At 71.5% G+C, this 12,716-nt stretch carries 13 protein-coding genes; 7 read left to right on the top strand and 6 right to left on the bottom strand.

The annotated features are described in order from the left end of the window. Positions 1-83: 83 nt before the first annotated feature. Positions 84-674: a TetR/AcrR family transcriptional regulator gene (locus ACZ7MX_RS12930; RefSeq protein WP_472131588.1), complete on the bottom strand. Its 591-nt coding sequence runs from the start codon at positions 672-674 to the stop codon at positions 84-86. Then, positions 671-2,197, bottom strand: coding sequence for a 3-hydroxyacyl-CoA dehydrogenase (locus ACZ7MX_RS12925; protein ID WP_472131587.1), 1,527 nt, complete (start codon positions 2,195-2,197; stop codon positions 671-673). The genes ACZ7MX_RS12930 and ACZ7MX_RS12925 overlap by 4 nt, the downstream gene beginning before the upstream one ends. 146 nt (positions 2,198-2,343) lie before the next feature. On the opposite strand from ACZ7MX_RS12925, the gene paaN reads away from it, so the two are divergent. Then, complete coding sequence (paaN, locus tag ACZ7MX_RS12920; protein ID WP_472131586.1) at positions 2,344-4,026, top strand: phenylacetic acid degradation protein PaaN; 1,683 nt, start codon at positions 2,344-2,346, stop codon at positions 4,024-4,026. Positions 4,027-4,077: 51 nt separating this feature from the next. Here the strand turns inward: paaN and ACZ7MX_RS12915 are convergent, their stop codons facing one another. From ACZ7MX_RS12915 to ACZ7MX_RS12905, 3 genes are read right to left on the bottom strand one after another with little or no spacing between them, the layout of a single operon-like run. Further along, entirely contained in the window at positions 4,078-4,752 is a 675-nt protein-coding gene (locus ACZ7MX_RS12915; protein WP_030802955.1) for a TrmH family RNA methyltransferase, read from the bottom strand. After that, the gene (locus ACZ7MX_RS12910) at positions 4,749-6,197 is read right to left on the bottom strand and encodes an HTTM domain-containing protein (protein ID WP_472131585.1); all 1,449 of its coding nucleotides are present in this window, start codon (positions 6,195-6,197) and stop codon (positions 4,749-4,751) included. The genes ACZ7MX_RS12915 and ACZ7MX_RS12910 overlap by 4 nt, the downstream gene beginning before the upstream one ends. 8 nt (positions 6,198-6,205) lie before the next feature. After that, complete coding sequence (locus ACZ7MX_RS12905; protein ID WP_472131584.1) at positions 6,206-6,877, bottom strand: DUF5819 family protein; 672 nt, start codon at positions 6,875-6,877, stop codon at positions 6,206-6,208. A gap of 167 nt (positions 6,878-7,044) precedes the next feature. Here ACZ7MX_RS12905 and paaA point away from each other — a divergent pair, with 167 nt between their 5' ends. From paaA to ACZ7MX_RS12875, 6 genes are all read left to right on the top strand, one after another. Next, positions 7,045-7,995 carry a 1,2-phenylacetyl-CoA epoxidase subunit PaaA gene (paaA, locus tag ACZ7MX_RS12900; protein WP_472131583.1) on the top strand — a complete coding sequence of 317 codons (951 nt, stop codon included), beginning with the start codon at positions 7,045-7,047 and terminating at the stop codon, positions 7,993-7,995. After that, positions 7,992-8,342 (top strand): 1,2-phenylacetyl-CoA epoxidase subunit PaaB, encoded by a 351-nt coding sequence (gene paaB, locus ACZ7MX_RS12895; protein WP_310724046.1) that lies wholly within the window; start codon positions 7,992-7,994, stop codon positions 8,340-8,342. Before paaA ends, paaB begins: the two co-directional genes overlap by 4 nt. Further along, positions 8,339-9,058: a 1,2-phenylacetyl-CoA epoxidase subunit PaaC gene (gene paaC, locus ACZ7MX_RS12890; RefSeq protein ID WP_472131582.1), complete on the top strand. Its 720-nt coding sequence runs from the start codon at positions 8,339-8,341 to the stop codon at positions 9,056-9,058. Before paaB ends, paaC begins: the two co-directional genes overlap by 4 nt. After that, positions 9,052-9,645: a 1,2-phenylacetyl-CoA epoxidase subunit PaaD gene (paaD, locus tag ACZ7MX_RS12885; protein ID WP_472131581.1), complete on the top strand. Its 594-nt coding sequence runs from the start codon at positions 9,052-9,054 to the stop codon at positions 9,643-9,645. Before paaC ends, paaD begins: the two co-directional genes overlap by 7 nt. After that, positions 9,645-10,688, top strand: coding sequence for a 1,2-phenylacetyl-CoA epoxidase subunit PaaE (paaE, locus tag ACZ7MX_RS12880; protein WP_472131580.1), 1,044 nt, complete (start codon positions 9,645-9,647; stop codon positions 10,686-10,688). The genes paaD and paaE overlap by 1 nt, the downstream gene beginning before the upstream one ends. A gap of 277 nt (positions 10,689-10,965) precedes the next feature. Continuing rightward, positions 10,966-12,099, top strand: coding sequence for an acyl-CoA dehydrogenase family protein (locus ACZ7MX_RS12875; RefSeq protein ID WP_472131579.1), 1,134 nt, complete (start codon positions 10,966-10,968; stop codon positions 12,097-12,099). 263 nt (positions 12,100-12,362) lie between these two features. Here the strand turns inward: ACZ7MX_RS12875 and ACZ7MX_RS12870 are convergent, their stop codons facing one another. Continuing rightward, positions 12,363-12,707 carry a rhodanese-like domain-containing protein gene (locus tag ACZ7MX_RS12870; protein ID WP_030411554.1) on the bottom strand — a complete coding sequence of 115 codons (345 nt, stop codon included), beginning with the start codon at positions 12,705-12,707 and terminating at the stop codon, positions 12,363-12,365. Between the last annotated feature and the right edge of the window lie 9 nt (positions 12,708-12,716).

The raw sequence follows: 12,716 nt of genomic DNA, 5'->3' as shown, positions 1-12,716 counted from the left end.
CCGCGGGACGGGCCTGAGGCGCCCGGTGCCGCAGGACGGGCCGTCAGGGGCTCAAGGGCCCCTGTGGACCCCGCAGGGGCCCGTCAGAGCCGGCGCAGGCCCGTGAACGCCGTGCGCACCACGGCCTCGGCGACCTCCTCGCGGCGCGCCGCGCCGCCCCGCCCGGGCCGGTACCACTCCACGATCGAATTGATCATGCCGAAGAGCAGCCTCGTGGCGAGCCGGACGTCCACGTCGTCCCGCAGGTCGCCGTCGGCGGCGGCCTGCTTGAGGAGCGCGGCCACCTCGTGGTCGAACTCCCGGCGGCGCTCCATGGCCCACCGTTCGGTGTCCGTGTTACCGCGCACCCGCAACAGCAGCGTCACGTAGGGGAGTTCGTCCATCAGCACCTCGGTCACCCGGCGGGTGACGTGCTCCAGCCGTTCGACCGCCCGCCCCTGGAGGGCAGCCTCTTCCTCCAGCACGCCGAAGAGGCCGTCCAGGGCCCGGCTTATGGCACGGTGCAGCAGCTCTTCCTTGCTGCGCACGTGGTGGTAGATCGAAGACTTGGAGATGCCGGCCGCCTTGGAGAGGTGCTCCATGGAGGTGCCGTCGTAGCCGCGCTCGATGAACACCTCGACGGCGACGGCGAGCAGCGAATCGGGCGTGTAGGTGTCGCGCTTGGCCATGGTCATGATGAGAGCACCTGTTCGTCGAGGTCCGCACGGCGCCGCAGCGCCCAGGACGGTACGTAGCGTCCCTGGGCATTCTGGTGGTGCATCGAGTCCAGCAGGTCCCACACCCAGTGGGCGCCGAGCCGTTCAACCCATTCCATGGGGCCCCCGGGGTAGTTGACGCCCAGCCGCATGGCCGTGTCGATGTCCTCAGGGATGGCCACCCCGCGGGCGGCGGCGTCCACGGCGAAGTCGACGATCATCGCGACCGTCCGGGCGACGATCATGCCCGGGACGTCGCCGATGACGCTGACCTCCTTGCCCAGCGCCTGGAACAGCCCGACGGCCTCCGCGAGGTCCGACTCGGAGCAGGTCTCCGAGGGTGCCAGCGCAATCCGGGTGGCGGCCCGGTAGTCGAGCGAGAGGTCGAAGCGGATGTACTTGTCGTAGACGACGCTCGTCGCCGGGTAGCCGTTGGTCAGCGCCAGGCAGGCCCCGCCGGGCAGCCGGAGGAAGCCCTCCGACTCGGCGGGCGTGCGGTCTCGGGTGACCTTGATACCGGCCTCCTCGATCAGCTCGCGGAGCACCGCGGCGGGGCCGGGCAGCTTCGCGTGCAGGGCGACGGCGTCCGGAGCCGGGCAGGGCGCCGCGGTGTGCGGCGCGGGCCGCTGCGCGCCCTCGGAGTAGTCGTACCAGCCGCGCCCCGTCTTGCGGCCGTGCAGCCCGGCCTCCACCAGCCGGCGCTGCGCCAGGGAGGGGGTGAACTTGGGGTCCTGGAAGAAGGACTGCCACACGGAGTGGGTGACAGCCTCGTTCACGTCCTGCCCGATGAGGTCGGTCAGCTCGAACGGCCCCATCTTGAAGCCCGCGCCGTCGCGCAGTACCGCATCGATGGTGGCGGGGTCGGCGACCCGCTCCTCGTAGGCGCGCAGGGCCTCGGCGTAGAAGGGGCGGGCGATGCGGTTGACGATGAAACCGGGGGTGTCGGCGCAGTGGACCGGCTTCTTCCCCCAGGCCGCGGCGGTGTCGTACGCCGTGGCGGCGGCCGCCTCGTCCGTGGCGAAGCCGCTGACCACCTCGACCAGCGGAAGCAGCGGCGCGGGGTTGAAGAAGTGCAGGCCCACGCAGCGGCCGGGGCGGCGCAGGCCGCCGGCGACCGCCGTCACGGACAGCGAGGACGTGTTGGTGGCCAGCAGGCAGTCGTCGCCGACGATGTCCTCCAGCGACCTGAACAGCTCCTGTTTGGGCTTCAGTTCCTCCAGGATCGCCTCGATGACCAACGCGGCGTCGACCAGCTCGGCCAGGGCCGTGGCGGGGGAGAGGCGGTCGCGGGCGGCGTCCCGCTCGGCCGCCGTGATCCGGCCCTTTTCCACCAGCCGGTCCAGCCGCCGCACGAGCGCGCCTGCGGCCTGGTCCGCGCGCCCGGGGGCGCTGTCGTAGAGCCGTACGCGATGGCCGGCGACCAGCGCCACCTGCGCGATTCCCTGTCCCATGGTGCCCGTACCCACCACTGCCACGGTGTTGCCGGTGCCGATTGCCGTCATGCCAGCTGATCCTCCCCGACCGACTTTTCCACAGGCTCGCCGGGCCCTCTTGCCCCGACCGATCGTTCGGTTACTCTAACTCCGTTGTCCTGTCCGCTCCCAGCCCTATCCGCTCTCCGCCCGGCTCGACGAGGAGTTGGTCATCGATGGCCGCCGAAATGACCGCAGCGCAGTTGATCGAGAAGCACCGCCCGACCCTCGACCAGGCGCTGGAGGCGATCCGTACCCGCGCCTACTGGTCCCCGCACCCCGAGCACCCCAAGGCGTACGGCGAGACCGCCGCGGCCGACGGTGCGGCCGCGTTCGAGGCGCTGCGCGGCAAGCGCTTCGAGCTCACCCAGCCCGGCACGGACGACTGGACGGGCCAGGAGGTCTCGCCCTACGGGCCGGAGCTGGGGATCAGCTACCCGCACCCGGACGTGGACGTCCTGCTGCCCGCGATGCGCGCCACGATCCCCGCCTGGCGGGACGCCGGCCCGGAGCTGCGCGCGGCGGTCTGCCTGGAGATCCTGGCCCGGATCAGCGCCCGCACCCATGAGTTCGCCCAGGCCGTGATGCACACCAGCGGCCAGGCGTTCATGATGGCGTTCCAGGCCGGCGGACCGCACGCTCAGGACCGCGGCCTGGAGGCGGTGGCGTACGCGTACGCCGAGCAGACCCGCACCCCGGGGCAGGCGGCCTGGTCCAAGCCGCAGGGCAAGCGTGACCCGCTGGAGCTGTCCAAGAGCTTCACGGCGGTGCCGCGCGGCGTGGCCCTGATGATCGGGTGCAACACCTTCCCGACCTGGAACGGCTACCCCGGCCTGTTCGCCTCCCTGGCCACCGGCAACCCGGTCCTGGTCAAGCCGCATCCGCGGGCCGTGCTGCCGCTGGCCATGACCGTCAAGGTGGCGCGCGAGGTCCTCGACGACGCCGGGTTCCCCGCCGACCTGGTGTGCCTGGCCGTGGACAAGCCGGACGAGGGCCTGGCCAAGACGCTGGCCGTCCGCCCCGAGGTGCGCATCATCGACTACACCGGCTCGACCGCGTTCGGCGACTGGCTGGAGACCCACGCCCGGCAGGCGGAGGTCCACACCGAGAAGGCCGGCGTGAACACCGTCGTCATCGACTCCACCGATGACTACAAGGGCATGCTCAGCAACCTCGCCTTCTCCCTGTCGCTCTACAGCGGCCAGATGTGCACCACCCCGCAGAACCTGCTGATCCCCCGCGACGGCATCACCACGGACGCCGGGCCCAAGTCGTACGACGAGGTGGTCAGCGACCTCGCGGGCGCGGTGAGCGGGCTGCTGGGCGACGACGCGCGGGCCAACGCGCTGCTGGGCGCGATCGTCAATCCGCAGGTCAAGGAGCGGATCGACGCCGCCGCCGGGCTCGGCGAGGTGGCCCTGGCCTCCCGTGAGGTGGCCAACCCCGACTTCCCCGGGGCGACGGTCCGCACCCCGGTGATCGTCAAGCTGGACGGCGCCAAGCCGGATTCCGAGGCGGCGTATCTGTCGGAGTGCTTCGGGCCGGTGTCGTTCGCGGTGGCCGTCGACTCCGCCGCCGGCGCCGTGGACCTGCTGCGGCGGACGGTCCGCGAGAAGGGCGCCATGACGGTCGGCGCGTACACCACGGACGCCGAGGTCGAGCGGCTGGTGGAGGACGCCTGCCTGGAGGAGTGCGCCCAGCTGTCGCTGAACCTCACCGGCGGGGTCTATGTGAACCAGACCGCGGCGTTCTCGGACTTCCACGGCTCCGGCGGTAACCCGGCGGCGAATGCGGTGCTCTGCGACGGCGCGTTCGTGGCCAACCGCTTCCGGATGGTGGAGGTGCGCCGACCCGCATGATGTGAGCGGGCCGGGCGCCGGCCCGCGTGACGTGGCCGGGGCCGGCGCCGGTCAGCCGGCGTCCGGCCCGTCGATCCGCGCGTGGCGGCCGATCCAGGCGTGCATCGCGATGGCGGCCGCCGCCCCCGCGTTGATCGAGCGGGTCGAGCCGAACTGCGCGATCGAGCAGACCAGCGAGGCGTGGCGGCGCGCCTCCTCGGTCAGCCCCGGGCCCTCCTGTCCGAAGAGGAGCACACAGCGCCGCGGCAGCTCCGTCGTCTCCAGCGGCACGGCCCCCGGGAGGTTGTCGATCCCGATGATCGGCAGTCCCTCGGCGGTGGCCCAGGCGGTGAGGTCCGCGGTGTCCGGGTGGTGGCGGACGTGCTGGTAGCGGTCGGTCACCATCGCCCCGCGCCGGTTCCAGCGCCGCTGGCCGACGATGTGGACCTCCTTGGCCAGGAACGCGTTCGCGGTGCGCACGACGGAGCCGATGTTGAAGTCGTGGCCCCAGTTCTCGACCGCCACATGGAAGTCGTGGCGGCGGGTGTCGAGGTCCGCGACGATCGCCTCCCGCGTCCAGTAGCGGTAGTGGTCGACGACGTTGCGGCGGTCGCCGTGCGCGAGCAGCTCCGGGTCGTAACGGTCGTCCTGCGGCCAGGGCGCCGGATGCGGGCCGACGCCGATCTGGGTCCCGTAGCCCTCGTCGTACTGGAGGGGCTCGGCGGGGGCGGTTTTCTCGCTGCTCACCCCACGAGCGTATGGCCACCGCCGCCGTGCTCCGTACGGGCCGGGGGCTCACCCCCTCCGGGGCCGCCGTCCGGGCCGGCCGGGAGGGTGCGCGGGAAGAGGCGTTCGCGCAGGCCGGAGACGCGGGCGGAGAGCCAGGTCAGGAAGTTCGTCGGCAGGAAGACCGCGTCCGCGGCGATCATGGCGAGCGAGAAGAACGGCAGCCCCAGCAGGAACGCGATCGAGAGGTGCTCGCAGATCATGATGACCAGGAGCACGTTCTTGAGCCGGCGGTTGAAGAGCGTGAAGGGGAAGGCCACCTGGACGATCACCGTGCCGTAGGTGATCAGCATGACCATCAGGCCGTTGCTGCCGAGCAGCTGGGAGAGCGCGGGCCAGGGCGAGAAGTAGTCCAGGTGCATCGGGTAGTAGACCGCGGTGCCGTCCTGCCAGCGGGAACCCTGGATCTTGTACCAGCCGGCGGTGGAGTAGACCAGGCAGACCTCGACCATGATCACCAGCAGTGCGCCGTTGTGGGCGAGCTTGGTGAGGGTGTCCAGGACGGTGCGCGGCTCCCCCGGCGCGTAGCGCTGGACCGCCCACCAGAGGGCGTGCGCGGCCCACAGGCCCCACAGGACCAGGCTCCAGCCGATGTGCGGGAACGGGCCGTTGTCGAACCACAGGAGGGCGTAGCTGCCGGTGAGCTGCGCGACCGCGAGGGCGAGGCCGAGCACGGCCCACAGGACGATGCCGGTCAGATCGCGTCCGCGGCCCGCACCCGGCGTGCGTGCGGCGGTCTGCGCCTCCTCGGGCGCCTCCCCGCCGGCTGCGGCCGCCTCTGCCGCGGACGCCTCCGCCGCTGCCCGGGCACGCTTGGCACGGCGGGCGTCCAGCGACCAGACCTGGCCGCACCGGGTGAGCACGAGATACATCGACATCAGGTGGATGACGTTGTCGCCGCCGTCCCCTATGAAGACGCTGCGGTTCTGCAGCGAGATCACGCCGAGCATGAAGAGCACCGACATGGTGCGGGTGCGCCAGCCGAGCAGCAGCGCCGCGCTGGACGCGACGGCCATCAGGTAGACGCACTCGAACCAGCCGCGGCCGTCGGACCACAGCAGCATGGAGAAGGCGTGATTGGCGTCCAGGAGGTGGCGCGCCATGTCCAGGTTCCAGGGGCTGTCGGGCCCGTAGAGCGTCAGGCGGTGCGGCCACTCGCGCAGCAGGAACAGCAGCCAGGTCGCCGAGAAGCCGATCCGGATCACGGCGGTCTGGTACGGGGCCAGCGCGCGGCCGGTGGCGCGGCCGAAGAGGCGGCCGACGGTGCGCTCGATCCGGGTCTCCTCGTAGGCGGCCGGGGTCGCGGCGGGGGCCTGGGGGTCGTGGGGTGCGTGCGCCTGCTGCGGCACGTCGGTGGGCTCCGTGGTGTGCGAGGGCTGCGAGGTGTTCTGGGGCTGCTGGGGCATCGGGGAGGTCACTGGCTGTTCGCCCCCTCGGGGAGGTCGGCCGTGGTGACCTGCCACCAGGGCTGCACGCGGTACACGGGCTTGTCGCTGATCTTCTCGGTGCTCCACGGCGGCGGGCTGACGGCGGACGTACGGGAGCGGACCTGGATGCGCTCGACCCGGCCGCCGGCCGCGGTCCACTCGCCCTGCATCCGGAACATCACGATCCGTCGGATGTAGCGCTCGGCCAGCTCGCCGCGGGTGCCGATCGGGCGGCCCTGGGCGTTGTGGCTGTTGAGGAAGAGCTCCCAGCCCCGGCGCAGCTGGTTCTGCTCGGTGTGGCTGGGCAGCGGGTTGTGGAGTATGGCCCGGCCGTCACGGGCGGTCAGGTCGGTCCAGCCGGTGGTGCGGCCGCTGCCGTCCTCGGCACGGACCTCCGCTCGGACCTGGACCGCGACGTTCTGCTGGAGGGGATTGGGCGCGAACAGCTTCCAGTTCTGTTCGTACTCGGGATAGACGTAGTCGCTGATCAGGGCGCCCTGCTGCTTGCTGAGCGTGTTCTGCGGCGCGACGTGGAGAAACATCATGGCGAGATGAATCGCGACGATGACGGCGACGGCGCAGGCCGCCACGCCTATGACGATCCGCGAGGGTAGCGACAGCGCGGCCAAAGGCCGCGGTTCGTCCCCGTATGACTGCATTCCCGCCCCGTTCCCGTAAATCCATGCGGTCAACTCCGCTGGGGAACCGTACCTACGCGGCCGCACCGGGCACACCCTCCCCCGACTTATCCACAGGCTTGACACCCGCTGCCCGCCCACTCACCATTGAACCGAACGATCGGTCGGTCGGGAGCGAGGGGGCACACATGACGACGATCGCGCCGGAGGAGGCGGCTCAGGAGGCCGCGTTCGACGCCACCGTGGCCGCGGAGGAGCGGATCGAGCCACGGGACTGGATGCCGGAGGCGTACCGCTCCACACTCGTGCGGCAGATAGCGCAGCACGCCCACTCCGAGATCATCGGCATGCAGCCGGAGGCCAACTGGATCACCCGCGCGCCCTCCCTGCGCCGCAAGGCGATCCTGATGGCCAAGGTGCAGGACGAGGCCGGCCACGGCCTGTACCTCTACAGCGCCGCCGAAACCCTCGGCACAAGCCGCGACGAGCTCCTCGACAAGCTCCACTCCGGCCGCCAGAAGTACTCCTCGATCTTCAACTACCCCACCCTGACCTGGGCGGACGTCGGAGCCATCGGCTGGCTGGTGGACGGCGCGGCGATCACCAACCAGGTACCGCTGTGCCGGTGCTCCTACGGCCCCTACGCCCGCGCGATGGTCCGCATCTGCAAGGAGGAGTCCTTCCACCAGCGCCAGGGCTACGAGCTCCTGCTGACCCTCAGCCGCGGCACGGAAGCCCAGCACGCGATGGCGCAGGACGCGGTCAACCGCTGGTGGTGGCCCTCCCTGATGATGTTCGGCCCGCCGGACGACGAGTCCTCGCACTCCGCCCAGTCCATGGCCTGGAAGATCAAGCGGCACTCCAACGACGAGCTCCGCCAGCGCTTCGTCGACATCTGCGTCCCCCAGGCCGAGGCCCTCGGCCTCACCCTCCCCGACCCCGACCTGGTGTGGAACGAGGACCGCGGGCACCACGACTTCGGCTCCATCGACTGGACCGAGTTCCGCGAGGTCCTCAAGGGCAACGGGCCCTGCAACGAACAGCGGATCAACCGCCGCCGACAGGCCCACGAAGAAGGCGCCTGGGTGCGCGAGGCAGCCGCCGCACACGCGGCCAAGCACGGGAAGGCCGGACGATGACGACGACACCCCGCCCCGCGGAGACCCCCGCCTCCGGCGCCCCCGCCGAAGCGGCGGACGCCCGCCCCACCGACTGGCCCCTGTGGGAGGTCTTCGTCCGCAGCCGCCGCGGTCTGTCGCACACCCACGCCGGCAGCCTCCACGCCCCGGACGCCGAGATGGCACTGCGCAACGCCCGCGACCTCTACACCCGGCGCTCCGAAGGCGTCTCCCTCTGGGTGGTGCCCTCCGCCCAGATCACCGCCTCCTCCCCGGACGAGAAGGACGCCTTCTTCGAACCGGCCGGCGACAAGCCCTACCGCCACCCGACCTTCTACGAGATCCCGGAGGGGGTGCACCACCTGTGAGGGACACCGTGACCACCCCGGCCCTGCCCCTGGGGGACGATGCGCTGATCCTCTCCCACCGCCTGGGCGAGTGGGCCGGCCGGGCCCCGGTCCTGGAGGAGGAGGTGGCGCTGGCCAACATCGCGCTGGACCTGCTCGGTCAGGCCCGGGTGCTGCTCTCCCTGGCCGGCGACGAGGACGAGCTGGCGTATCTGCGCGAGGAGCGGGAGTTCCGCAACCTCCAGCTCGTCGAGCAGCCCAACGGCGACTTCGCCCACACCATCGCCCGCCAGCTCTACTTCTCCACCTTCCAGGAGCTGCTCTTCGAGCAACTGGCGAGCGGAGACACCGAGTTGGCGCCCCTGGCCGGCAAGGCCGTCAAGGAGGTCGCCTACCACCGCGACCACGCCGTCCAGTGGACCCTCCGGCTGGGCGACGGCACCGACGAGAGCCACACCCGGATGCAGCGCGCCCTGGACGCCCTCTGGCGCTTCACGGGCGAGATGTTCGAGCCGGTGGCCGGGCTGGAAACGCTGCCCTGGGCCACGTTCCACGACGCGTGGACCACCCGCATCACCGCCACCGTCGAGCAGGCCACCCTCCGCCTCCCCGAAGGACCGCAGCGCGGCGCCTGGACCGCCGGCGCGGGCCGCCAGGGCCTGCACACCGAACCGTTCGGACGGCTGCTCGCCGAGATGCAGCACCTCCACCGCAGCCACCCGGGGGCGACATGGTGACCACCGGAGACACCACGACCACCAGGCCCGGCATGCCCCCTACGGTCGGCAGGGCCGGCACGGTCGGCACGGCCACCCCGCCCACCGCCCAGGCCACGGCCACGGCCCTCGAAGCGGAACTGCTGGCACTGGCCGGCTCCGTTCCCGACCCCGAGCTGCCCGTCCTCACCCTCGCCGAACTCGGCGTCATGCGCGGTCTGCGGCTGACCGCCCCCGACCGCGTCGAGGTCGAGCTCACCCCCACCTACACCGGCTGCCCCGCCATCGAGGCCATGTCCGCCGACATCGAGCGGATACTCCACGACCACGGCATACCCGACGTCGAGGTCCGTACGGTCCTCAGCCCGCCGTGGACCACGGACGCCATCACCGCCGAGGGCCGCCGCAAGCTGGCCGACTTCGGCATCGCCCCACCGCGCCCGGCCGGCCCGTCCGGCGGACCGGTCTCCGTCGCCCTCACGATCCGCTGCCCGCACTGCGGATCAACCGACACCACCCTGCTGAGCCGGTTCTCCTCCACGGCCTGCAAGGCGCTGCGCCGCTGCGAGTCCTGCCGCGAACCCTTCGACCACTTCAAGGAGTTGTGATGTTCCACCCGCTCCGGGTCCAGGAGGTCGAGCGGCTCACGGACGACGCGGTGGCCGTCACCTTCACCGTCCCGCCCGAACTCCGCAGCACCTTCCGGCACACCCCCGGGCAGCACATCGCCCTGCGCAGGACGGTCGACGGCCAGGAGATCCGCCGTACGTACTCCGTCTGTGCCCCGGCCACCGACGAGCCCGTCCTGCGCGTCGGCATCCGGCACGTCGAGGACGGCGCCTTCTCGACCTACGCGCTCAAGGAACTGGCGGTCGGCGACACGGTGGAGGTGATGGCCCCGGCCGGCCGGTTCGTCCTCGCGCCGCGCCCCGGTCACTTCGTGGGGATCGTCGGCGGCAGCGGCATCACCCCCGTACTCTCCATCGCCACCACCCTCCTCGCCCAGCAGCCCGACGCCCGTTTCTGCCTGATCCGCAGCGACCGCACCGCGGCCTCGACGATGTTCCTGGAGGAGGTCGCCGATCTGAAGGACCGCTATCCCGACCGCTTCCAGCTGATCCACACCCTCTCCCGCGAGGAACAGCAGGCCGGCCTGCCCTCCGGCCGCCTGGACGAGGACCGGCTCCGCGCCCTGCTGCCCGCCCTGCTGAAGACCGACGCCATCGACGGCTGGTACCTCTGCGGCCCGTACGGCCTGGTCCAGGGCGCCGAACGCGCCCTGCGCGCCCTCGGTGTCCCCCGCAACCGCATCCACGAAGAGATCTTCCACGTCGACAACGGCACCCCGACCGCACCCGCGGCCAAGGCCCCCGCGCACAGCACGGTGACCGCCACCCTCGACGGCCGCTCGGGCACCTGGCCCGTCCACGACGGCGAATCACTCCTCGAAGCCGTCCTCCGCAACCGCGCCGACGCCCCCTACGCCTGCAAGGGCGGCGTCTGCGGCACCTGCCGGGCCTTCCTGGTCTCCGGCGAGATACGCATGGACCGCAACTTCGCCCTCGAATCCGACGAGGTCGACGCCGGCTACGTCCTCGCCTGCCAGTCCCACCCGGTCACGGAGAAGGTGGAGCTGGACTTCGACCGGTAGGGGGGTGGGGTGGGCTCGGGTGGAGGGGCCGTGCTTTCGAGCGACTCAAGCCCTTCAAGCCGCACTCGACTCGCCGCGGCCGAAGCTCAACCCTTGCCTGTTCCGGGCCGAAGTCCGCCCACGGCTCCCGCCCCTCGCCCTTCCCTGGCCTGCACTGCCCTGTCCTCCCCGCCTCTTCGCCACCACCGCCATTCCCAATTCCTGGAACATGTTCTACCTTGGCGCCTGACTTGACGGATCGTCAGGTCGTGGTGTTGTGCGGAAGGAAGGACAGGCAGTGGACTTCACCTTCACCGAGGAACAACAGGCCGCCGTCGAAGCGGCGCGGGCCGTCTTCTCGGGGACCGCTCCAGACGACGTACCCAGCCCGGCACTCACCACCGGAGCGGTCGCCGACGACTTCGACCGTGCACTGTGGCGCAAGCTCGCCGACGCGGATCTGCTGGGCCTGCTCATCGCGCCGGAGCACGGCGGCGCCGGCCTCGACCCGATAGCCCTCTGTCTCGTACTGCGCGAATCGGCGAAGGTGCTGGCCCGTGTGCCTCTACTGGAGTCCGGCGCGGCCGCGCTCACCCTCCAGCGGTACGCCGATGCCGCGCTCCGTACGGACGTACTGCCGCAGATCGCCACCGGCGACCTCGTCATCACCGTCGCCGCAGCCGGCCGTACGGGCCATGAACCGGCCGAACTCGCCGTACGCGCCACCCACGAGGGCACCGACTGGATCCTCGACGGCACGCAGACCGCCGTTCCCTGGGCCGCGACCGCCGACCGGATCCTGCTGCCCGCCCACACCGCCGAGGGCCACGCCGTCCTCACCCTCGTCCCCCGTGCCCACCCCGGCGTCACGCTCGCCGACCAGATCTCGACCAGCGGCGAGCGCCAGGCCGAGGTACGGCTCGACTCCGTTCGTATCAGCGCCGCCGAAACGCTCACGGACCCGGCCGCCTGGGAATCCCTCCGCCATCTCCTGACCATCGGCACCTGTGCCCTGGCCCTGGGGCTCGGCGAGCGGGTACTCGCCATGACCAGCGAGTACACCGGCAAGCGCGAACAGTTCGGGTTCCCGCTGGCCACCTTCCAGGCCGTGGCGGTCCAGGCCGCCGACCGCTTCATCGACCTGCGTGCCATGGAGGCCACCCTCTGGCAGGCCGCCTGGCGCCTCGCCTCCGAGGCACCCGGCCCGCTGCCACCGGCCGGGGACATCGCGGTCGCCAAGATCTGGGCCTCCGAGGGCGTACGCCGCGTCGTCCAGACCGCCCAGCACCTGCACGGCGGTTTCGGTGCCGACACCGACTACCCGCTGCACCGCTACCACGCCTGGGCCAAGCAGCTCGAACTCTCCCTCGGCCCCGCCGCCGCCCACGAAGAGGCCCTCAGCGACCTGCTCGCGGCGCATCCGCTGGGGTGAGCTTCGGTGGGGTGAGCTTCGGTGGGGAGGGCGCGCGGACTCACCGGGTTGTCGGGCGCTCAGCGGGCTGGTGCCCGCTCGCCTGTCCAGGGTGCGCCGCCCTTGGCTCGCGGGGGGGGGGAGAGAGCGCAGGGGGTAGGGCGTGGCGACGGACATGTGCAGCGGGCAGCGGGCAGCGGCCCAGTGGGGCGACCAACCCCAATCAGCTAGGCAATGGCCGGGTAGGCATTGGTCGCGTACTCACCAGCCGCGTAGGCAGCCGGCTAGATAACCGTCCCCGTTCCGCCCTTACCGTCCGAAACAGGACGACCCGCAGCCTCCCACGCCTGCATGCCACCCGCGACGTTCACGGCGTCGATGCCCTGCTGAACCAGGTACTGCGCCACCTGGGCCGAACGGCCACCGACGCGGCACAGAACGTAGACCTTGTCGCCCTCGGGCGCCTTCTCGGTCAGCTCCCCGTAGCGGGCGACGAACTCGCTCATCGGGATGTGCAGGGCACCTTCGGCGTGCCCCGCCTCCCACTCGTCGTCCTCCCGGACGTCCAGGAGGAAGGCCTCGGCCGAGAGCGCATCGACACCGACGGTGGGTACAGAACCAAATTGCATGGTCCGACG

The organism is Streptomyces sp. NPDC107765, from assembly GCF_055657085.1.
Note: the sequence above shows the minus strand (reverse complement) of the source record. Positions and strands in the feature narration are given on the sequence as shown.